Raw genomic sequence first — 22,686 nt, forward strand, 5'->3', positions numbered from 1 at the left:
GGAATATTTGATTTTGGAGAGTAACATGATGTTGAATAAAAATAGCAAGGATGCAGCAACAGAGGAGGAAAACTCTGAAAAGAAGGCAGAACCAAAAAAATCTAAAAAGTCGAAATCCTCTTCTTATGAAAGGGCTCTGAAAAAGAGACAGCGGGTAAAACGGTCTGCCGCCGATCAGGTCAGAAGAGCCGAAGCCAAAATTCAAAAAGCGGAGCAGGCTGCGACCAAGAAAGAAAGGGCCGCTGAAAAAAAAGAACAAGAAAAAGAAAAAAAATTAGCTGAGCTCATTAAAAAAGAAGAAAAGATTGTTGAAGAACAAGAACAAAAGAAAGCGCAAAAAGCAGCAGATAAAATAAAAAGGCGGGAAGAAAAGGAACAAGAAAAAGCAGAAAAAAGGCAGAGAAAGGCGGAGCTTGCAGCCCGGTCTCCACTGCAAAAAAAGGTTGACAGACGAATAAAAAGAAAAAAAATTCTTTCCAAACTTTTGATTATACTGATTGCCGCATGTCTCATACTGGCCGGAATGAAGTTTGGACCGACCATGCTTAAAATCCTTCCGATACATGATATGAGCATAACGGAGATTACAGAAAACATAAAAGCGAAAATCCCTTTCTTAAATAAAGAAAAGGAACCGGCTGCGGAAGCGGGAAATATAAGAAAACTATACATATGTAATACTGAATGGAAGGATAGGGGCAAGCAAGTTATTTTTTCAGTATATAGTATAATTGGAGAGTAGCACGATGGTAAATAACAGCAAGGATGCGATAGAAGAGGAAGCCTTTGAAATAAAGAAAACCAAAAAATCAAAGCAAACACCTGAGGAAAAAGCAGTCAAGAACAAGCAGAAGGTGGAGCGGGCAGCCAATGCAAGGGTCAGAAGAGCAGAGGCTCAGGTCAGAAGAGCAGAACAGGCTTCTAGGGACAAGGAAAAGTCCTCTGAAAAAAAACAGAAAGAGAAAGATAAAAAGGCGTCCAATAAAATAAAGGCGCAGGAAAAGAAGGTCAAGCAGAAAGAGAAGAAACAGGCACAGAAAGAAACGGGAAAAATTAAAAAGCAAGAAAAAAAGGAAAAGCTAGAAGCTCAGAAAATGCAGAAAAAGGCAGAGCTTGCAGCGCGTACCCCATTACAAAAAAGAGTGGATCGAAAACTCAAAATGAAGAGAATCCTGCCAAAGGTAATTGTTTTACTGGCCTTGGGCATACTGGTATTTGTAGGAGTTCGGTTCGGATCTCAGCTGATTCATTTTGCCGAAGAAAAGTTTCCTGCTATTTCTTCTTTACATAAAACAGATTCCGATAAAAAAGCAGAAAAATCGGCAGATCAGAAAACAGAAAAAGCCGATGAAGAGACTGCTGAATTATACATAGGCGGAAACACCGCATTAAAAGATTTTTACTCGGAGGCGTTAAAAGAATTTCTGGGCTCGGAAGGTAAAGAAACCGAGAAATATTGCAGTGCATTTAATACAGGCGATGCCTATAAAAGTTTAATAGCAGGCAAACAGGATCTAATTTTAGCTGCTCCGCCGACGGAGAAGGAGCTGGAGATGGCAAAGAAGGCGAAGCTGGAATTACAAAAGGCTCCGGTCTTAAACGGAGGATTTGTATTCCTTGTTCATAAGGATAATCCTGTGGAAAGCCTGACTATGCCGCAATTAAAAGGAATTTACTCAGGTACTATTACAAACTGGAAGGAACTGGGCGGAAAGGATGAACCGATTGTTGCCTACCAGCGGGCGGAGAATACGGGCAGCCAGCGGGGAATGTATCAATACGTGGTCAAAAAAGAGGAGATCATGAAGACTTCAATCAAGATGAAGGTGGGTGATACAGAGGCTGTAGTAAAAGACATTTCCTCGGAAAAAGGAGGAATCGGATACTCCTACTATTATTACGTGGCAAGGCTAAAAAATAAGAACGACGTTAAAATGATTGCCGTAAACGGTGTAGAGCCGGCTAAAGAGACTATTGAATATGCTCAGTATCCCCTGACAACGTATACGTATGTAGTTATTGCGGAGAAGGAAGACGGGAGCAGCATGGAAGGCACGAAAGAAGAAGAACGGCTCACGAAAATCGATTTTATTCGATGGCTTTTAAGTGAGGACGGTCAGAAGCTGGCAGAGAAAAAGGGTTTTATAAAGCATAGTAATCGATAAAGAGGTGGCCATATTGTATTTATTTTATTCCATATTGAGCAGCATGCCCTATTTTGTAAGCACTTTGTTTATGGTCAATCTAGTTATTGCGTTTACGATTATTTTTCTGGAGAGAAAAAATCCGTCGGCAACCTTGGCTTGGATCATGATATTATTTTTGCTTCCTGTAGTGGGTATTCTGTTTTATTTTATGTTTTCACAAAATCTTTCCAGAAAGAAGATTTTTAAATTGACGAGATTTGAAGAGGAGATCATCCATACTTCCCTTCAAACGCAGATCAAAGAAATGAAAAACGGAGAATATTCCTTTACCACTAAAGCGGCGCAGTATTGGAAAGACTTGATCCGGCTGAACCAGGTTTATGGGCAGGCGTATTTTACGCAGGACAATAAAATAAAGATCATAACAGATGGACAGGATATGCTGAATAAACTTCTGAAGGATATCAAAGTCGCCCGGCATACGATTAATATACAATATTTTATTATAAAAAATGACATGGTCGGGAGAAAACTGATTGACGCCTTGACAGATAAAGCAAAACAGGGGGTGGAAGTCAGGCTGCTGATTGATGCAATGGGCGGAAGACAGCTTTCCAAAAGAACAGTGTGCATTCGGGAGCTTATGGCAGCAGGCGGACAGGTGGCTTTTTTCTTTCCGCCTAAATTGAAATTTCTGACTATGAAGTTAAATTACAGAAATCACCGTAAAATTGTTGTGATCGATGGTGAAATCGGGTATATCGGCGGCTTTAATATCGGTAAAGAATATGTAGGCATGAAAAAAAAGTTTGGTTATTGGCGGGATACGCATCTTAAGATTTTAGGGGGATGTGTTCAAGATCTGAACGCCAGATTTCTGATGGACTGGCGGTCGGCCTCCAAGGAAGAACTGGTTCTTTCGGAAGCCTATTACAGTGACATTATTAAAGGGGGATGTACGGGAGTACAGATCGTATCCTGTGGTCCGGATCAGGGAAAATCACAGATAAAGCGTGGGTACATGAAAGCGATAACCTCCGCCATGAGAAATATTTATATTCAGACGCCTTATTTTGTACCGGACAACAGTATGCTGGAATCGTTAAAAATGGCGGCACAGTCGGGGGTGGATGTGAGGCTGATGATTCCGTGCATGCCGGATCATATGTTTGTATATTGGGCAACCTATGCCTATGCCGGAGAAATGATTCGATCCGGTGCAAGGGTTTTCGTATATGACAAGGGCTTCCTTCATGCCAAGACTTTAGTGGCGGACGGAGAGGTAGCGTCTATTGGTTCTGCAAATTTTGATGTGAGAAGTTTTAAATTGAATTTTGAAGCCAATGCATTTTTCTTTGATGAAAAGGAAGCGCGTAAAATGGAGGATATTTTTGAGGAGGATATGGCGGACTGCCATGAGCTGACGAAAGAACTCTATGCTCAAAGAGGTCTGGTCATAAAGTTTAAAGAGTCGGTTGCCAGACTTTTGACGGATATACTGTAAAGAAGGATAAAACAACGGGGCTGTTGCAAAATAGAAAATAAATGGCTTTGCCTGTAAATTCACTATTTTGTAACAGCCCCTTAGTTCATATGTTTTGAAGCCCTGCTGCATCTTTAATGCAGTTCCGGTAGTTTTGCTGCCGAAAAGCTTTCTGTTACCTAGGAATGCAGAGTTTCATTCCTACTCTTAGGTTATATGGATCAATGTCAGGGTTTGCTTCCATGATGGCGTTCAGTGTAACCCCGTGCATTTTGGCGATCATGTATAGGGTATCCCCTCTTTCGACGGTGTACAGCGTACCCTGACAAGCCGGTTCCGCAGGCTCCATACCCGCTGTGGGATCCATTTCACCCGGAATGCAGATTTTTGTTCCGATTCTTAAGTTATATGGGTTCTGGATACGGTTTGCCATCATCAGATCGCAGACGGATACGCTGTACTGTTTACAGATAGAATAAAGGGTATCACCCGGCTTGATCGTATAGACCTCCACACAATAACATTTTCTTTTCATATTCCTTCAATTCACCCCTTGCGCAATTTCATATACTATATACTATTTGCATGAACTGTATTTTGTGATAAAATGTTCGAGTATAATTTTGAAATAAGGGGACTGCAATCCCGGGGGATCTAAGTGGCGGCAGTTCACTAATATCTAAACTACTGAAAGGATGGTATTATTTTGAAGAGATTTTTTAACCCGACTATTTTGGTTTTAATACTGATTATGGTAGTGTTGTCGTTTACCAGCGGCCGCTTTTCCAATCCGCTGGATTGGCTGATGAGGATGGCTCTGTCTCTGCCCGCCATCGTGATCGGCCTGTCATTTCATGAATTCGGCCACGCAATCGCTGCATATAAGCTGGGGGATATGACTCCTAAATATCAGGGAAGGGTGACCTTGAACCCTATGGCGCATATGGATCCTTTTGGCTTTTTATGTCTGTTGATTGCCGGTTTTGGATGGGGAGTCCCCGTTCAGATCGATCCCAGGAACTTTAAAAATCCCAGAAGAGATGAACTGATCGTATCGGTGGCCGGTGTAGCGATGAATCTGCTGATTGCCATAGCTGCTGCCGGAATTTTGAAGCTGTTTTATCAGTTTGCCGCTTCTTTTATTGCGATGTCTTATATGGGCGGTATTGTACAGCAGATTTTGATAAATATTATCCTGATCAATCTCGTCTTGATGATTTTCAATTTGCTGCCGATACCTCCTTTGGATGGGTTCGGTATCATCACCGAATTGTTCAATTTGAGAAACACAGAATTCTATTATAAAATATATGATAAGGGTTTTCTGATTTTAATGGTGCTTATTATCTTCAATATCACCGATTTAGTCCTTACGCCGTTAGTGAGCTTATGCTACAGCGGTATCCTAGGCCTATTTTTCTAGGTCATTTTTCGGAACAGCTTTCGAAAAAGCTTTCTTGTATGGAACCTCATCCTCCGGGATGAGGTTTTTAAATGCTCTTTTGACACAGGATAATTTTTTAGCACTCTCGAGGTAAGAGTGCTAAAAATGTTGTTTACTTTTTGCAAATAGAGGTATAAGATAACATTATAAGGAAACAACAACATGTAAGGGAGGGAAGATTAATGAACTTTGATAAATATACACAAAATGCGCAGAGCGCAATGATGGATTGTCAGAACATAGCGATTCAGGAGGGGCACCAGCAGCTGGACGGAGAACATTTACATTTAGCTTTGATGAAACAGCAGGAAGGTCTTATTCCCAAACTGATTCAATATATGGGGAGCAATCCGGCGGACATTGTCAGAGACTTGCAGGAAGAGCTGGATAAACTGCCAAAGGTGGCCGGAGGAGATGACAATATCTATTCCACAAAGCGTTTAAGCAAGATTCTGATGGAGGCCGAGAAGATTGCCGCCAACTTTAAGGATGAGTATGTAAGTGTAGAACACATTTACTTGTCCTTGCTGGAAGAGAAGATGACTCCTTCCGCAAAAATTTTTAAGAAGTATGGTATTACCAAAGAGAAGTTCTTGCAGAACCTGACCAAGGTACGGGGCAATCAGAGAGTGACCAGCCAGAATCCGGAGGAAAATTATGAAGCCCTGAGCAAGTATGGAAGAGATCTGGTGGAAATGGCCAGAGACGGAAAGCTGGATCCGGTTATCGGAAGGGATGCAGAAATTCGTCATGCGATTCAGATATTATCCAGAAGGACAAAGAATAATCCGGTCTTAATCGGAGAACCGGGTGTCGGTAAAACGGCAGTCGTGGAAGGTCTTGCCCAGCGAATTCTAAACGGCGATGTGCCGGAAGGGCTGAAAGATAAGACCATTTTTGCCCTGGATATGGGTGCTTTAATTGCCGGAGCAAAATTTAGGGGCGAATTTGAGGAAAGGCTGAAAGCAGTTCTGAATGAGGTGGAAAAATCAGAAGGACGAATCATCCTATTCATCGACGAAATCCATAACATTGTGGGTGCCGGAAGGACCGAAGGCTCGATGGATGCCGGAAATCTGTTAAAGCCAAAGCTTGCAAGAGGGGAACTGCATTGTATCGGAGCGACGACTTTAGACGAATACAGAAAATATATTGAAAAGGATGCAGCACTGGAAAGGCGTTTCCAGAAGGTGCTGGTGGATCAGCCTACAGTAGAAGACACCATTTCTATTTTGAGAGGGTTAAAGGAACGGTTTGAGATTCATCACGGAGTAAGGATAACAGACGGGGCGCTGATCGCCTGTGCCACGCTGTCCGACCGATATATCAGCGACCGATTCCTACCGGATAAGGCTATTGACCTGATGGATGAAGCGGCTTCCAAGATTCGAACCGAGATCGACAGTCTCCCTGCGGAGCTGGATGAGATCTCCAGAAAGATCATGCAGCTTGAAATCGAAAAACAGGCCCTGTCCAAGGAAACGGACAAGGCTTCCAAACAGAGACTGGAAAATCTGGAAAAGGAACTGTCGGAATTAAAGGCTGAAAATGCTTCCATGAGGGCGCAGTGGGAAAACGAAAAGAAATCCATCACTGATGTAAAGGCGGTAAAACAGCAGGTAGAGGAGGTAAAGCATCAGATAGAAGATGCGGAGAGAAAGTATGATTTAGAGCTGTTGGCAAAGCTGAAATACGGTACGCTGCCTGAATTGGAGAAAAAGCTTCAGGAAGCTGAACATGCCCAGAAAGAAAAAGTAGAAAGAAAGCTGTTAAAGGAAGAGGTGACCGAAGAAGAAATTGCGGAGGTGGTGGCCGGATGGACCGGAATACCGGTAAGCCGTCTGGTGGAATCCGAACGGGAAAAGCTTCTAAAGCTGCCTGAAATCCTTCACAAGAGGGTCATCGGTCAGGAAGAAGCAGTGACGGTGGTGTCCGAGGCTGTTTTAAGAGCCAGAGCAGGCTTGAAAGCAGTGAACAGACCAATCGGATCCTTCATTTTCTTAGGACCTACCGGCGTAGGTAAAACAGAACTGGCTAAAACACTTTCAGAAGCTCTGTTCGACACAGAAAAAAATATGATTCGAATCGATATGTCCGAATATATGGAAAAACATTCGGTAAGCCGTCTGGTAGGAGCTCCTCCGGGATATGTGGGATACGATGAAGGCGGTCAGCTGACAGAAGCGGTCAGAAGACGACCTTATAGTGTGATCCTCTTTGATGAAATAGAAAAGGCACATCCGGATGTATTCAACATTTTATTGCAGCTTTTAGATGATGGGCGTCTGACCGATAATCAGGGGAGAACGGTAGACTTTAAAAATACCATTGTCATCATGACTTCAAACATTGGCAGTCCATACCTGATCGACAACATCAATCAGGATGGAACCATTGATCAGAAGGTAAAGGATCAGGTTTCAGAGGAAATGAAAAAATACTTTAAGCCGGAATTCCTGAACCGAATCGATGATATTGTGGTATTCTCGCCGTTGACGGAAAATCAGATCATCCGAATTATCGATATTTCTCTGGTGTCCTTAAGAGAACGGCTGGCAGATAAAAATATATCCATTGAACTGACGGACAGTGCGAAGAAGCTCATTGCAGATGAAAGCTATACGCCTGCTTACGGGGCAAGACCGGTCAAGAGATATTTACAAAAATATGTGGAAACTGAAATAGCCGCGATGATCATCAAAGGAGAGGTCATGGACGGAAGCAGGATATTATTGGATGCCGGCGGGGAAAAACTGACTTTTAAAGTTCAGTAATAATATAATTGACAAGGGTTTGGGAATATGTTATAAATTTCATATAAGCTGTTTTTGCGACTGACGGAAATAGGTGGGCTGAACCACCGGGAAACAAAAACAGATCTCATGCCGACCGTCTGGGCAGTACCATGTTTGTGGTGCTGCCCTTTTTTGTACATTTGTACGAGCAGGGAATTCTATTTCCTGTCTGAGGCAGCTCCCCGCCAGATGGTATGAGGAATGTTGAAAAGGAGTTGGCGATATGAAAGAAATGAACGAGTGGAAGAATTTCACAGAAGGAAGCTGGACGCAGGAGATTAACGTAAGGGATTTTATTCAGAAGAATTACAGCCCTTATGATGGAAATGAAGAGTTTTTAGAAGGACCTACTTCCCGCACGGTGCGCATGAGACAGCGGTTTGAGGAATTGCTCCGGGCAGAACAACAGCAGGGCGGCGTGTACGCTATTGATACGGAAACCGTCATCACGCCCACCGCTTTTAAGGCTGGATATCTATGCAAGGAAGAAGAGATCATAGCAGGCTTTCAGACAGACGAACCGCTGAAACGTGCCTGCAATCCGTTCGGCGGGATGCGTATGGTACACAATGCCTGCGAAGAGTATGGACAAAAGGTTTCCAAAGGGATAGAGCAACAGTTCTGCCAGCATAAGACTCATAACGATGCTGTGTTTGACGCGTACACCGCAGATATTCTTGCCGCAAGAAAGGCAGGAATTATTACCGGACTTCCCGATGCCTATGGACGGGGACGTATTATCGGAGATTACAGAAGAGTCGCTTTATACGGGATTGATTTTTTGATCGAAGGAAAAAAATCAGATAAGCACGAGCTGGGGAAGAGTGCCTTATCGGAAGAAAAGATTCGTTTGTTAGAGGAACTGGCAGATCAGATCAAGGCATTGCAGGATATGAAAGAGATGGCAGAGGAATACGGATATGACATTTCCCGTCCGGCTGAAACCGCTAAGGAAGCCGTACAGTGGTTGTATTTTGGCTATCTTGCCGCCATTAAGGAGCAGAATGGCGCCGCTATGAGCTTGGGCAGAGTTTCCACTTTTCTGGATATTTATTTTGAACGGGATCTGGCGGCAGGGCGGCTTTCAGAAGCGGAAGCGCAGGAAATCATGGATGATTTTGTGCTCAAATTAAGAGCTGCAAGACATTTGCGCACACCGGAGTACAACGAATTGTTCGGCGGAGATCCCATGTGGATTACGGAGGCTGTGGGCGGAATAGGCGAAGACGGCCGGCATATGGTGACGAAAACCTGTTACCGCATGTTGCATACTCTGTACAATCTGAAACCGAGTGCAGAACCCAACCTAACCGTGCTGTGGTCCAAAGACCTGCCGAAGAACTGGAAAAATTACGTGGCCCGTGTATCCATAGAAACCGATGCACTGCAATATGAGAATGATGACATCATGCGGCCGGTCTATGGAGACGATTATGCCATCGCCTGCTGTGTGTCAGCCATGAGAGTGGGAAAGGATATGCAGTTCTTCGGAGCCCGGGCAAATCTGGCAAAACTGATGCTGTACGCAGTAAACGGCGGAGCCGATGAATTGAAAAAAATACAGGTCGCGCCAAAGATGCCGGTATGGGAAGAAGAATATCTGGAATATGAGCCCTTAATGGAAAGAATGGACTTTTACAGGAACTGGCTGGCAAAGACCTATGTGGATGCGCTGAATATTATTCATAGGATGCATGACCGATATGCCTATGAAAAGAGTCAGATGGCGCTGCACGACAGTGAAGTCCGTCGCCTGATGGCTTTTGGCATAGCCGGTATGAGCTGTCTGGCCGATTCCCTGTCCGCCGTAAAATATGCCAAGGTAAAGTGCGTGCGAGATCCGGAGAGCGGTTTGGTCACGGATTTCATGGTGGAGGGGGATTTCCCCATGTTCGGCAACGATGACGACCGGGTGGATGAGATCGCTTATGAACAAGTGGAAAAATTCTATCAGGCTCTTCGGGAATACCCTCTGTACAGAGACGCGGTGCACACCTTATCCATTTTGACCATTACCTCAAACGTGATGTACGGAAAGAAGACCGGCAACACGCCGGACGGACGGCGTACGGGCGAACCGCTTGCACCGGGGGCAAATCCCATGAGCGGCCGGGAAAAGAACGGTGCACTGGCAAGCTTGAACTCCGTTGCAAAGCTGTCCTATGACGTATGCCGGGACGGCATTTCAAATACCTTCACCATCGTGCCGGACGCCCTGGGAAAAACCATGGATCAGCGAATAAGCAATCTGCTGGGGCTGATGACCGGTTATTTTTCTCAGGGAGCGCATCATTTGAATGTAAACGTACTGAATCGGCAGATTCTCATGGATGCCTATGAACATCCGGAACTGTATCCGAATCTGACCATACGGGTATCCGGATATGCGGTGAATTTCTATAAGTTATCTAAGGAACAGCAGCGGGAGGTCATTGCGAGAACCTTCCACAGCGCCGTATAAAAGAAAAAACCGTTTGAAATCTCATCTGCAAAAGAAAGCGGATGAGATTTCTTTTTATTTAACAGGAAATATCGTTTCCCGTTAAATAAAAAATAGGGAGGGCAGAGGGGGCAACCCTCGCCGATAAAGGAGGGTGCTCAGGCTGCTTGCAGCCGCCGAAGGGAACCATAGGGCCCCTAGCGGGAGTGGCGAAGCCGCTTTTTTGTGCAGAATCTGAAAAGAACTATTGAAATCTAAAATAGTTCGCTGTATAATGATATGATGTTCATGCAAATGCAAATCGTTTGCAAGATTAAAACTCCGCTGTGTCAGAAAGCAATGGACACAAAGCAGCGGTGTGAGTAGGAAGGAAATGGAATAAAAGTGAGAAAAAGTACGATATTCATATCATGTTTTATAGTTATTATGAGTCTGACCTTACTGGCCGGCTGCACCGCACCTAAAGAAAAGGCGGCGGATCAGAACGACGCAGAAGCGAGAGATACCAAGCCCATCGTAGCAGTAACCATTGTTCCGGAAAAAACCTTTGTGGAGGCGGTCTGCGGAGATCTGGCAGAGGTCATTACCATGGTTCCGCCGGGAAGCAGTCCGGAAAACTATGAGCCTGTTCCTCAGGCCATGGAAAAGTTTTCAAAGGCCAGCGTTTATTTTGCCATAGGCGTCCCTACCGAGCAGGCCAATATATTGCCCCATGCGGGGCATGTCAAAGTCATTCATCTGGAAGACAGGGTTTCGGCAGCTTATCCGGACAGAACCTTTGAATCCGGAGACAGAGATCCGCATATCTGGCTTTCGCCCAAGAGAGTGGAGGTTATGGTAGCGGCCATTGCAGAGGAAATGGGTCAGCTGGATCCGGCTAATAAGGAGACGTATGAAGCCAATGGAGAGCAGTATATTCAGAAGCTGGATAAGCTGGATAAAGAGATAGGAGCCTCTCTGGAAGGGGTGCAGAACAGAAAATTTATTGTGTATCATCCTGCCTTTGGCTACATTGCCGAGGATTATGGCCTGCAAATGTATGCCTTGGAAGAAGAAGGAAAAGAATCTACCATACAGCATTTGCAGGAGATGATCGATCTGGCAAAACGGGAGCATATAAAGGTCATTTTTTATCAGGAAGAGATAGACAGCAGCCAGTCGCAGGCATTTGCGGAGGAAATCGGCGGAAAGACCATGAAACTGGAGCCTTTGTCCGCAGACTATATTGAAAATCTTAAAAAAATGGCGAAAACAATGGCGGAGGTAATGCAGTGAAACAAACAGCTGTCCACATAGAAGACGTATCGGTATATTACGATCAGAACCTTGCTGTTTCAAGGGTGTCTCTGGATATTGAAGAGGGGGACTATTTGGGAATCATAGGCCCTAACGGAGGAGGCAAGACTACTTTGCTAAAGGCCATTTTGGGTCTGATACCGGTAAACAGCGGAAAAATCGAAATTTATGGTAAAAGAATAAACAAAGGAAGGAAGATAATGGGATATGTCCCTCAGATGTCTGCCGTAGACAAGCGTTTCCCCATATCTGTCATGGAGGTCGTCCTGACGGGAAGATTGAAGCAGGGAATCTCTCCCTTCTTTTCATTTCGGGCAGAGGACAGAAAAAAAGCGTATGAAGCTTTGGAGAAGGTTGGTATACAGCACCTGGCAGACAGGCAGATTTCCGCTCTTTCGGGCGGAGAATTTCAGCGGATGCTTATAGCAAGAGCCTTGGCAGTGGAACCCAGGCTTCTGATTTTGGACGAGCCCACCGCCAGCGTGGATGTAAGCTCAAGAGCGCAGATATACAACCTTCTTGATGAGTTAAATAAGGATATGACCATTATTCTGGTAAGCCATGATCTGCTGGCGGTATCTTCCAGAGTAAGCAAGCTGGCTTGCCTGAATGAAGGCTTGATCTACTGGGGGAATCCGGAGCTCAGCGAGGAAATTCTCACAAGGCTTTACGGATGCCCGGTGGAAATGGGAGGTGCGATACATTGATTCATGCCATTGCAGAATATGAGTTTTTACAAAATGCCATATGTGCCGGTATTCTTTCCAGCATTGTCTGCGGCATTATGGGCGTCATTATCGTGGAAAAAAAGCTGGTGATGATGAGCGGAGGAATCGCCCATACGTCTTATGGAGGGGTAGGCCTTGGATATCTTGCAGGCTTTGAACCAATCCTGGGGGCGTTTGCTTTCGCGGTGGGAGCGGCTTTGAGCCTCGGCTGGATCAAACGAAAGGGAGGAGCCCGTTCAGATGTGATTATCGCCATGCTCTGGTCCCTTGGAATGGCACTTGGCATCCTGTTCATTTCATTAATGAAGGGGTATCCGCCGGATTTGACTTCCTATCTTTTTGGTAATATTTTGTCGGTGACCAAATCCGACCTGTATTTGATGTTCGGGCTGACGGTGATCGTTGTATTTATTGTCATTGCATTGTTCAACGACTGGAAGGCGTACCTGTTCGATGAGGAATTTGCTTCCATTATTGGTATAAGAACTGCCTTGCTGGAATATTTGCTTCTGGTTCTGGCAGCTATGACCATAGTGGTGCTCATACGCGTGGTAGGTATTATTTTGGTCCTGTCTCTGCTGACAGCACCGGCGGCAGTTTCAGAGAATTTTTCCGATCGATTAAAGAATCGGATGATCTATGCCACTATTTTTGGAAATATTTTCTGCTTTGCAGGGCTGTGGATTTCTTACGCAACAAATATGGCATCCGGTGCTTCTATAGTAATTTTATCGGTTCTGTGTTATCTTTTATGTTATGGGATACGTTTTATGAAGAAGAAGATACAAGCAGGCCGATTGGAAAAAGCATAGGCTATAGAGTAAAAGGCGGTGAGAAAAGACAAATGGAAAAGAATGAGAAATATGAAGAGCTATTAAAGGAAAGCGGACTAAAAAATACAAAGCACCGGAAAACGATCTTAGAGTTTCTGAGAAGCGTCAATCAGCCGGTCAGTGCGGAACAGATTTACTGTGAATTGAAAGAAAAAAGTATTTCCATTAATTTGTCCACCGTGTATAGAACCCTTGAGACCTTAAGTGAGAAAGAATTGATTTTGAAGCACATTGTTGCCAATGAAAGCAAGGCTCTGTTTGAATATAATAACAGAGTGCATAAGCATTATCTGGTATGTGCGGGCTGTAAAAAAATCATGGCAATAGAGGGCTGCCCTCTGCACGAATATGAGAAATTACTGGAAGAGAAAACCGGTTTTATCATAACAGGTCACAAGCTGGATATTTACGGACTTTGCCCGGAATGCCAGAAAAAAGCCTGATGAAAAGTGGAGGACAGAGAAATGGAAAAAGGATATGTTCAAGTCTATACGGGAAATGGAAAAGGAAAGACGACAGCGGCCTTTGGATTGGCTTTAAGAGCAGCGATGTCCGGGAAAAGGGTCTATATCGGGCAGTTTATCAAGGGAATGGCTTATGAAGAGACCAAGTGCACTGCAGTGATTCCTCAGATCAAGATAGAACGGTTCGGAACGAGCTGTCTGATTGACCGAGAACCCAATGAGGATGATAAGAAGCGTGCGGAGACAGGCCTTATGCGCTGCAGAGAAGCTCTTTGCAGCGGGGAATATGAAGTGGTCATATTGGATGAAATCACCATTGCCCTGTTTTTTCATCTGCTCTCAGAAAAAGAAGTCCTCTCTGCCGTTCAGGCCCGAGATGCGAAGGTAGAAGTGATTCTTACGGGGCGGTATGCTTCGGAGGGGATTCTTGAAGCCGCTGATCTGGTCAGTGAGATGAAGGAAATAAAACATTATTATACCCAAGGAGTCCTTTCCCGAAAGGGTATTGACTGTTAGATGAAAAAATAAATCGTTTGACATTGGAGGGATTTAAAAATATAATAATATGATTGCGTATCGCATAAGCGATGCATTACGAAATGAGGAAATAAATGGAAAACTTAAATTTTAATGAGTTAAATTTATCCGATGCAATGAAAAAAGCATTGGATTTTATGGGCTTTGAAGAGGCGACTCCCATCCAGTCAAAGGCCATTCCGGTGGTCATGGCAGGACATGATGTGATCGGGCAGGCACAGACCGGTACGGGGAAGACCTGTGCGTTTGGAATCCCTGCGGTAGAAATGATCGATACGAAACATCAGGGCGTGCAGGTGCTTGTTCTATGCCCCACCAGAGAACTTGCCATTCAGGTATCCGAAGAGTTCAGAAACCTTTGTAAATATAAAAAAGGAATTAAGTCTTTAGCTATTTATGGCGGACAGTCCATCGACAGACAGATTATGGCGTTAAAGGGCAAGCCGCAGATTATTATAGGCACACCCGGCAGGATTATGGATCACATGCGAAGACATACCTTGAAATTTCAGAATCTGAAGATGGCCGTACTGGACGAAGCGGATGAAATGCTTAATATGGGATTTCGGGAGGATATCGATACGATTTTTTCTCAGATTCCGGAAGAAAGACAGACGATGCTTTTTTCCGCTACCATGCCGAAGGGGATTTTGGATATTGCCGAATTATATATGAATCATCCGGAGCATGTGGTAACCCTACAGAAAGAGGTCACCATTGACACCATAGACCAATATTATATTGAAGTCAGAGAAAATTCCAAGCTGGAATTGCTCTGCCGATTGATCGACTCCAAGAATATCAAGCTTGGCATTATTTTCTGCAATACGAAGTGGAAGGTAGACGAGCTTTGTACCTCTCTCCAGGCTCGGGGGTATTCTGCGGAAGCACTGCACGGGGATATGAAACAGCGGGAACGTGACCGCGTCATGAATAAATTCAGAAAAGGTCAGGTAGAGCTGCTGATTGCTACGGATGTTGCCGCAAGAGGAATCGATGTCAACGACGTAGAAGCGGTATTTAACTATGATATACCAACGGATACCGAGTATTATGTTCACCGGATCGGACGAACGGGCAGAGCCGGAAAGAAAGGGGTTTCGTATTCCTTTGTGTTCGGCAGGGACATTTATAAATTAAAAGATATTGAACGATATACGAAGTCGAGGATTTCCAGAACCAAACCTCCTACGGTTTCCAGCATTGAAGCCGTGAGGATGCAATCTGCCACGGAGGAAGTCATGGCAGCGCTTGCGGCCGGCGGATTTTCCAAATATACGGAAGCCATCGAAAGGATTCTGGAGGAATCCGACGATATCACCACGCTGGATATTGCAGCTGCCCTGTTTAAAATGAAGTTCAGCGAGCTGGACAGCAGAAGCTACGAAGAGTCCGAGCTGGACAATGATTTTACACTCAACAAGAGAGACAAATTTAAAGATGTAGTAAAATATAGAGGAGAAGGAAGCCATCAAAAGGGCAGAGGCGGATACGGCTCAGATAAGAACCGCGGCAGAGACAGAAGACGCGATTCCGGAAGAGGGAAAGACGGAGCCGGCAGAGACGGAAGAAGCCGATCTCAGAGCAGAAAAAAGCCAAACAATTAATGGAATAGGCTGGAACAGTGAGCTGAAAAATTTTTAGCAGCCTTCTGTAAGACAGGGAGAAATGAATTCTTCCTGTTATTTTTTTTCCTGCTCTTCTTCTTTATCCAAGTGTCCGATCCCCAAATCATTTTTTAGAATTCCGCCAAAGGTGATAGCCTGTCCGCCGAATTTTCCCCGTATGGCATCCATGGTCTTATCTAAATTAGTGTTTTTCTCCCGGGACTGTACGTCCTTTGCAAACAGGCTGAGCTGCTCGGACTCATTTTCATCTGTGAGGTTGATGCCGGTTACCGTCAACAGGCGGATGGGATTTCCCAGTTTCCAGGAAGCCAGTAGGAGGGAATAAGCGGCCGCATAGATTTCATCTGTAATATTGGTGGCCGAGTCCAGCTGCTTTTGCCTTGAAATGGTCTTAAAATACGGATCCTTAATATCCAGCTTAATCCCGGCGGCTTTCAGATGGTCTGCACGCAGGCGGCTGGAAACCGTATCTGAAAGGGCTTTCAATGCGGTCTGTACATCCTCGGAGGAAATCAGGTTTCTCTTAAAAGTGATGCCGTTTCCCACGGATTTTATCTGCCGTTTGTCATAGGAGCTTGCGACCGGGCTGTCATCCAGGCCGTTGGCATAATCGTGGAGAAGACCGCCCTGTTTGCCAAGCAGGCCCTGCAGAACCTCTCTATGAGAAGAAGCTAAATCACCGATCGTCAGGATTCCCATGCGTTTCAATTTATCTGCCGTCGCAGAACCCACGAAGAACATGTCTGAAATATCCATGGGCCAAAGCAATTCTTTGAAATTTGTCCGGTCGATCACAGTGGTGGCATCCGGTTTTTTATATTCACTGCCCATCTTTGCGAAAATTTTGTTGTAAGATACGCCGGCGGAAAGGGTCAGCCCCAGCTCCTGCTTTACTGTTTCACGGATCTGGTCCGCAATTTGAACACCGCTTCCGAAGAGCTTCAGACTTCCCGTCACATCAAGCCAAGACTCGTCAATACTGAAAGGTTCTACCATATCGGTAAAACGAAAGTAGATGTCATTGATCATCCGGGAATATTTTTTATATTTATCGTGATGAGGGCGGACAAGCTGCAAGCCGGGACATTTCTTTTTGGCAGACCAAATGGTCTCGGCAGTCACGACCCCATATTTTTTTGCCAGTTCGTTTTTTGCCAGTATAATGCCGTGCCTGCTTTCCGGGTTACCGCTCACCGCCATAGGTACGCTTTTTAAATCAGGCCTTGCGAGCAATTCGACCGATGCAAAAAATCCGTTCATGTCGCAGTGTATAATCGTTCTGTCCATCGATGCTCCCACCTCCTGTGCATTCTTTTATCGGGTTTGACTTAAACCCCTACTTGTATTTTATACTAGAAAAATTTAAAATTCTAGTGTATAATTGATGAGTTAGACAATCGATTAAAACGATAGATATAAAGGGGGATTCCTATGAAAAATGTTATGGTCTGCGTTACCAAGCAAAAAACCTGCGAACGGTTGATCAAATATGGGCATGAACTTCTCGGAAAGGAAGAGGGGGAACTGTTCATTATACATGTAGCGCATTATCAATTCAAATTCCTGGGAAACAATAAAGAAGGTGAAGCTTTGGAATATTTATATGAAAAAGCTTTGGAATATGGTGCAAATTTGACGGTGGTTCGATCCAATCACGTGTTGGATACTCTGGTAGATCTGGTAAACAAGAACGAGATTTCTCACGTTGTTTTCGGCGAATCCGGAGAAGCAAAGGCGGCAGACAACCTGATCGATTCATTCAGAGAAAAGATCAAAGACAGAGCAGAATTAATTGTGGTGCCGGCGCAGTAGTTTTACCACAGTAAGGTCAGAGGGAATGGAGGTACTGATTTGTGAGAGTTTTAACAATTATTTCAGGAGTGATGCTGATCCTGACGGGATTGTGGTGCATAGCCAATCAAGGGGTGGCTTTTGCGGCACTGGCCTTTGTGCTGGGAACCGCCATGGTGATTAACGGTGCGGTCGTAGCGGCAGCACTGATCAAGACGAAAAAAAGACCGGACGGATTGGGCTGGGTCTTATCGGATGCGCTGGTGGGAATCATTTTAGGCTGCATCGTACTGTCGAACCAGCTGGCAACGGATCTAATGATTCTGATGTTTTTCGGCATGTGGATGCTGTTTTCCGGGTGCAGCCGTCTGGTGGGGGCGCTGACTTTAAAGAAACAGGAAAACAAATCCTGGAGTTGGACTATGGGCTTGGGACTGATTTGTACCTTGTCCGGAATCTATTCTTTTTTTAACTTTAATGCTGGCGGGATAGCCTTAGGAATATTAATAGGAATATTCTTTTTAATGCAGGGTACGAATGTGTTAATATTTGGTATTTCTCTTCCTCATGTCAAAAGGCGTCATCATCTTACATACAGAGAAAGAGATAAGGAAGCAAGACAGGAAAAACGCTAGGAAAGAATTCGGATACGAGGTGTAAAGTTATGGGTAATAATCAAAAATGTACGAAATCGTTGTATGATATTTTCTTTGACATATGCATTATTGGGGGCGGAGCCTCCGGCTTGGCGGCAGCCATCAGCATCATGGAACAGAACCCCACGCTAAGCGTCTGCATCATAGAAAAGAAAGAAGACATAGGCAAAAAACTTCTCGCCACAGGAAATGGCAGATGTAATATTACAAATTCTTCCTGTGAGGAATATGAAGAAGTAAAGAGCTTTTTATACAGCAGCGGTATCATGCTGAAAGAGGAGGAGGAAGGCCGTGTCTATCCTCGAAGCGAACAGGCTGCCGCAGTGACAGAGCTTCTGAAATGGCGGGCTAAAAAGCTGAACATCACCATTTTTACCAATTGTCAGGTATTGAGCATTATAAAAGTCAAAAGAGAAGAACAAAAAGAGTTCAATATACATATTGACTGTGCGGAAGAAAAAGTCTTTATACCGTGCAGAAAAGTAATCATGTCCTGCGGAGGCAAATCCGCCCCTCAGTTCGGAACCACAGGCGACGGCTATGCAATAGCCAAAGCCTTCGGACATACTGTTTCAAAATTACACCCGGCTCTTATGCCGATCCAATGCGAGGGAATAAAAAAATCTTTAAAGGGTATAAGAGCAAAGGGAAAGGTTACCTTATTGAAGAATGAAAAGCCTATCGCCGAAGAGTGCGGAGAAATACAATTTACGGAGGAGGGACTGTCCGGTATCTGTATTTTTAATTTGACCAGATACCTTATATTGGAACAACCGGAAAGCATAGACTTAGACGAAGCTTTCAAAAAATATACCGTTGAAATAGATTTTCTGCCGGAGATGGAGGAAGACGAAGTGATCGAGTTTTTAAAGGAGAGAAGATTCGTGATGGCGGCCGTTCCCGCACCGCTGTATCTGGCTTCCGTTATCAATATGGAGCTGGGAGAACAGATCATATCGGAAGTACTGGGAGACAAGACCAGTACCGTAGGAAATATAACGTATGAAGGTATAGAAGAAATCGCCATGCTGCTAAAAAGCAGCAGATATACGGTGACCGGGGCAAAAGGCTGGAGAGAGGCTCAATGCACAGGAGGCGGAGTCCTTCTGGATGAGGTCTGCATGGATACTATGGAATCCAAGATGGAAGAAGGACTTTATTTTGCCGGTGAAATCCTTGACTATGACGGTCCTTGCGGCGGATACAATCTGCACCATGCATGGCTTACCGGAATAAAGGCGGGGAAAAGTGCGGCGAAAGCTCTTGCGCAGAAGACCGTAATAGGAGAATAAATGTATAGAATCAGCGAGCTTAAACTAAATTTAAAGGAAGATCAGTCTATCATCCCTCAAAAAATATCAAAAAAATTTGGCAGGGATAATATTGTTGTAACTGATTATAACATAATTAGGGAGTCTATTGATGCAAGAGACAAGGAACACATTAAACGAGTGTATACCGTTGATTTCTCTGTCAATGCAGATATTTCTTCAAAAGCTTCAAAATTAAACATAACAGAAGCCCCTGACAATCACTATAAATTTGTACCTTTTGGTACTCAGAACATGAAGAATCGACCAATTATAGCAGGTTTTGGACCTTGCGGAATGTTTGCCGCTTTGATATTGTCAGAGATGGGATATAAACCGCTGATACTCGAGAGAGGAAACCGAATGGAAGAGAGAGTCTCCGATGTGCAGGCATTCTGGCAGGAGGGGCTTTTAAATGAAGAGTCCAATGTCCAGTTCGGCGAAGGCGGTGCCGGAACCTTTTCAGACGGTAAGCTCACGACTCAGATCAAGGATTATCGAATTCATAAAGTGGTTCAGGAACTGATCGGAGCCGGAGCAAACGAAGAAATCTCCTATAAGCAGAAACCGCATATAGGAACTGATGTACTTCGCCGGGTCGTCGTGAATATCCGAAAGAAAATTCTTGAAAACGGAGGCGAAATCCGTTTTGCTTCCAAATTGACAGATATAAGAGAGACGGACGGTGCTGTAGAAGCCGTAGAAATCAATGGGAAGGAATGGATTCCTACAGAGAATCTGATTCTGGCTATTGGTCACAGTGCGAGAGACACGTTCCGGATGCTGAATCAGAAGGGTCTTTTTATGTCTCAAAAACCGTTTTCTATCGGCGTGCGGATTGAACATTTACAGAGAATGATTGACGAAGCCCAGTACGGCGGAACAGAGACCGGTCTGGGTGCGGCAGATTATAAATTATCCTACAGATGCCCAAACGGCAGAGGGGTGTATACCTTCTGCATGTGCCCCGGAGGGGAAGTTATCGTGGCTTCTTCCCAAACCGGCGGAGTGGTCACAAATGGCATGAGTTATCACGCAAGAGACAGCAAATATGCAAACAGTGCGCTTCTGGTAGATGTCCGAACCGAGGACTTCGGCTCCGAACATCCCTTGGCCGGCGTAGCGTTTCAGGAAAAATATGAGAGAAAAGCATTTTTGGAAGGCGGAAGCTGTTATAAGGCACCGAAAGCTTCATGGAAAGAGTTTAACGAAGAGTCGGTTCAAGGAAACAAAGTTCGAGCCTGTTTGCCGGATTTTGCTGTGGAAGCCATCCTGGAAGCCATGCCCCATCTGGGGAAAAAGCTGAAAGGCTTTGACGCTCCGGATTCCGTTTTAACAGCGGTTGAAACCAGAAGCTCTTCTCCTGTAAGAATTGTAAGGGATGAATTACTTGAAAGCAATTTTAAGGGAATATATCCTGCCGGAGAAGGCGCAGGTTATGCAGGAGGTATCACTTCGGCGGCAGTGGACGGAATAAAGATTGCGGAAAAAATTGCAGCAAAATACAGACCGATACAGGAAAAACAGAAAACAGAAGCTTGAGAGGAGAATGATTAATTTGAAAAAGATTTTAGCAGTATTCGTACTACTTGCCATGATTTTCGGAACAACAGGAGCAGCCTTTGCCGAATCTTCCGCCATGACATCTGAACAATACAGCTTAACAGATGCCGGAGCCTATGACCTTTTTACTAATTATGTAGACGGGTACAGCCTGAATGTGGATCACGGCATGAATGTAGACATGAGATATTCCAGCGTGGGAACCATACTGGAAAATACAAATAAGAGAATAGAAATTTATAAGCAATATATCGGCAGCACAGGTAAGGCCGGATACATTAACTATTCCAATAAATTTCTGAGCAATACCAATGATCATGTGACGGAATACAACGGTGTGCAGACCATCAACGGACACACGGTCAACATTGTGGTATGGCACCGAAATAAGCTGTCTCGAGTGGCAAATGACAAAAATTACTACATCTGCATGGATATACAGCAGGGCAATTATTGCTATACTATATTTATGAAGGCCACAGATCCCATCGCAAACATGGGCGGATACACTTATTTGATCGATCATTTCAGTACCTTCGCACCGACCAAGGCAGCCTATATGAGAGTGGCTCAGAAAACAGATTTGGATGATAAGAACTGGAATGATGAAACAAAAGCTTTTTATCAGCAGTATTTCAGTGATGAATCTGATCTGACATGGGGAATTTTTGAACCGGACACTTCTGCTTTTGATTATACTATGCTGGATTATTATCAATATTATTTTGATTATCAATTTCCGATTCTTTTAAATTACAGTGAATTTGACAATACTTATAAGCATCCGAATCTGAAACAGAGATTAGACACGGCGTATGATCACAATAAGGTCCTGGAGCTTACCCTGCAGACCACGTGGAAGCAGGACGGAAACATGGTATACGACATACTGGACGGACAGTATGATGAATTTTTAAGGGATTATGCTCAGGTCGTTGCAGATTTTGGACATCCTGTTCTGTTTCGTTTGGGCAATGAAATGAATGGAGACTGGTGCCCGTATTCCAGCTACAATACATCAAGAGATACGACCATGTATAAAGAGTTCTACAAATATGTGTACAGCTTTTTCGAAAAGGCCGGCGCACAGAATGTCATCTGGATTTGGAATCCAAACTGTGCTTCCTTCCCGAACTTCAACTGGAATGATGAAATGATGTATTATCCCGGAGATAAATATGTGGATATTGTAGGTATGACGGCGTATAATACCGGCACCTACTACGCTTCCACCGGGGAGAAGTGGCACGAATTTAAAGAGCTGTATGAGGGACTTTATTATGATTACTGTGCGAAATTTCAGCAGCCGCTGATGATCACAGAGTTCTCCAGTGCCAGCATGGGCGGAGATAAGAACCAATGGGTCATTAACATGTTCAATACCATAAAAGATTATGACCGCATCAAAGCTGCCGTATGGTGGGATGGATGTGACTGGGACGCAAACGGAAACGTAGCCAGATCTTATTTTATGGATGAAACACCGGCTCTGCTGGATATTTTTAAAAAGTATTTAAAGAGCTCATGGGACAAAGATGTGTATGCATAAAAGAAAATAATTATACAAGAGA

19 protein-coding genes and 1 riboswitch are annotated in these 22,686 nt (G+C 44.3%); of the genes, 17 read left to right on the forward strand and 2 right to left on the reverse strand.

Annotated elements, in window-relative coordinates; genetic code table 11:
* The first annotated feature begins 25 nt into the window (after positions 1–25).
* The 3 genes from EQM06_RS03965 to cls are packed head-to-tail and all read left to right on the forward strand — an operon-like array spanning position 26 to position 3,651.
* On the forward strand, positions 26–742 hold the full coding sequence (locus EQM06_RS03965; protein ID WP_128745101.1) for a hypothetical protein: 717 nt from the start codon (positions 26–28) through the stop codon (positions 740–742).
* Positions 743–746: 4 nt separating this feature from the next.
* The gene (locus tag EQM06_RS03970; RefSeq protein WP_128745102.1) at positions 747–2,165 is read left to right on the forward strand and encodes a PstS family phosphate ABC transporter substrate-binding protein; all 1,419 of its coding nucleotides are present in this window, start codon (positions 747–749) and stop codon (positions 2,163–2,165) included.
* Between the two features lie 13 nt (positions 2,166–2,178).
* Positions 2,179–3,651 (forward strand): cardiolipin synthase, encoded by a 1,473-nt coding sequence (cls, locus tag EQM06_RS03975; RefSeq protein ID WP_128745103.1) that lies wholly within the window; start codon positions 2,179–2,181, stop codon positions 3,649–3,651.
* Positions 3,652–3,805: 154 nt separating this feature from the next.
* Here the strand turns inward: cls and EQM06_RS03980 are convergent, their stop codons facing one another.
* Positions 3,806–4,165, reverse strand: a complete 360-nt coding sequence (locus EQM06_RS03980) for a LysM peptidoglycan-binding domain-containing protein (RefSeq protein ID WP_128745104.1) — start codon at positions 4,163–4,165, stop codon at positions 3,806–3,808.
* Positions 4,166–4,336: 171 nt separating this feature from the next.
* On the opposite strand from EQM06_RS03980, the gene EQM06_RS03985 reads away from it, so the two are divergent.
* From EQM06_RS03985 to EQM06_RS04025, 9 genes are all read left to right on the forward strand, one after another.
* On the forward strand, positions 4,337–5,053 hold the full coding sequence (locus EQM06_RS03985) for a site-2 protease family protein (protein WP_128745105.1): 717 nt from the start codon (positions 4,337–4,339) through the stop codon (positions 5,051–5,053).
* Between the two features lie 203 nt (positions 5,054–5,256).
* Entirely contained in the window at positions 5,257–7,848 is a 2,592-nt protein-coding gene (gene clpB, locus EQM06_RS03990) for an ATP-dependent chaperone ClpB (RefSeq protein WP_128745106.1), read from the forward strand.
* A gap of 46 nt (positions 7,849–7,894) precedes the next feature.
* A riboswitch (ZMP/ZTP riboswitch) is annotated at positions 7,895–7,980 on the forward strand.
* A gap of 121 nt (positions 7,981–8,101) precedes the next feature.
* Positions 8,102–10,330 carry a formate C-acetyltransferase gene (gene pflB, locus EQM06_RS03995; RefSeq protein WP_205666615.1) on the forward strand — a complete coding sequence of 743 codons (2,229 nt, stop codon included), beginning with the start codon at positions 8,102–8,104 and terminating at the stop codon, positions 10,328–10,330.
* 363 nt (positions 10,331–10,693) lie between these two features.
* Positions 10,694–11,584: a metal ABC transporter solute-binding protein, Zn/Mn family gene (locus tag EQM06_RS04000; RefSeq protein WP_230975017.1), complete on the forward strand. Its 891-nt coding sequence runs from the start codon at positions 10,694–10,696 to the stop codon at positions 11,582–11,584.
* Entirely contained in the window at positions 11,581–12,312 is a 732-nt protein-coding gene (locus EQM06_RS04005; RefSeq protein WP_128745109.1) for a metal ABC transporter ATP-binding protein, read from the forward strand. Before EQM06_RS04000 ends, EQM06_RS04005 begins: the two co-directional genes overlap by 4 nt.
* Positions 12,309–13,145: a metal ABC transporter permease gene (locus EQM06_RS04010; protein ID WP_128745110.1), complete on the forward strand. Its 837-nt coding sequence runs from the start codon at positions 12,309–12,311 to the stop codon at positions 13,143–13,145. The genes EQM06_RS04005 and EQM06_RS04010 overlap by 4 nt, the downstream gene beginning before the upstream one ends.
* A 32-nt stretch (positions 13,146–13,177) precedes the next feature.
* Complete coding sequence (locus EQM06_RS04015; RefSeq protein WP_128745111.1) at positions 13,178–13,609, forward strand: Fur family transcriptional regulator; 432 nt, start codon at positions 13,178–13,180, stop codon at positions 13,607–13,609.
* A gap of 21 nt (positions 13,610–13,630) precedes the next feature.
* Positions 13,631–14,146 (forward strand): cob(I)yrinic acid a,c-diamide adenosyltransferase, encoded by a 516-nt coding sequence (locus EQM06_RS04020; protein ID WP_128745112.1) that lies wholly within the window; start codon positions 13,631–13,633, stop codon positions 14,144–14,146.
* Between the two features lie 95 nt (positions 14,147–14,241).
* A complete protein-coding gene (locus tag EQM06_RS04025; RefSeq protein ID WP_128745113.1) occupies positions 14,242–15,774 on the forward strand; it encodes a DEAD/DEAH box helicase in 1,533 nt (510 codons plus the stop codon).
* A gap of 75 nt (positions 15,775–15,849) precedes the next feature.
* Here EQM06_RS04025 and dinB read toward each other — a convergent pair whose 3' ends face one another.
* Positions 15,850–17,082, reverse strand: coding sequence for a DNA polymerase IV (gene dinB, locus EQM06_RS04030; protein WP_128745114.1), 1,233 nt, complete (start codon positions 17,080–17,082; stop codon positions 15,850–15,852).
* Between the two features lie 144 nt (positions 17,083–17,226).
* Between dinB and EQM06_RS04035 the strand changes: the two genes are divergently transcribed.
* The 5 genes from EQM06_RS04035 to EQM06_RS04055 are packed head-to-tail and all read left to right on the forward strand — an operon-like array spanning position 17,227 to position 22,664.
* The gene (locus EQM06_RS04035) at positions 17,227–17,607 is read left to right on the forward strand and encodes a universal stress protein (RefSeq protein ID WP_128745115.1); all 381 of its coding nucleotides are present in this window, start codon (positions 17,227–17,229) and stop codon (positions 17,605–17,607) included.
* A 41-nt stretch (positions 17,608–17,648) separates the two neighbouring features.
* On the forward strand, positions 17,649–18,221 hold the full coding sequence (locus EQM06_RS04040; protein WP_128745116.1) for an HdeD family acid-resistance protein: 573 nt from the start codon (positions 17,649–17,651) through the stop codon (positions 18,219–18,221).
* A 29-nt stretch (positions 18,222–18,250) separates the two neighbouring features.
* A complete protein-coding gene (locus EQM06_RS04045; RefSeq protein WP_128745117.1) occupies positions 18,251–19,534 on the forward strand; it encodes an aminoacetone oxidase family FAD-binding enzyme in 1,284 nt (427 codons plus the stop codon).
* Positions 19,535–21,094, forward strand: a complete 1,560-nt coding sequence (locus tag EQM06_RS04050) for an NAD(P)/FAD-dependent oxidoreductase (protein WP_128745118.1) — start codon at positions 19,535–19,537, stop codon at positions 21,092–21,094.
* Positions 21,095–21,110: 16 nt separating this feature from the next.
* Positions 21,111–22,664 (forward strand): glycoside hydrolase family 26 protein, encoded by a 1,554-nt coding sequence (locus EQM06_RS04055; protein WP_164914339.1) that lies wholly within the window; start codon positions 21,111–21,113, stop codon positions 22,662–22,664.
* Positions 22,665–22,686 lie beyond the last annotated feature (22 nt).

The organism is Aminipila luticellarii, from assembly GCF_004103735.1.
Taxonomy (GTDB): Bacteria; Bacillota; Clostridia; order Peptostreptococcales; family Anaerovoracaceae; genus Aminipila; species Aminipila luticellarii.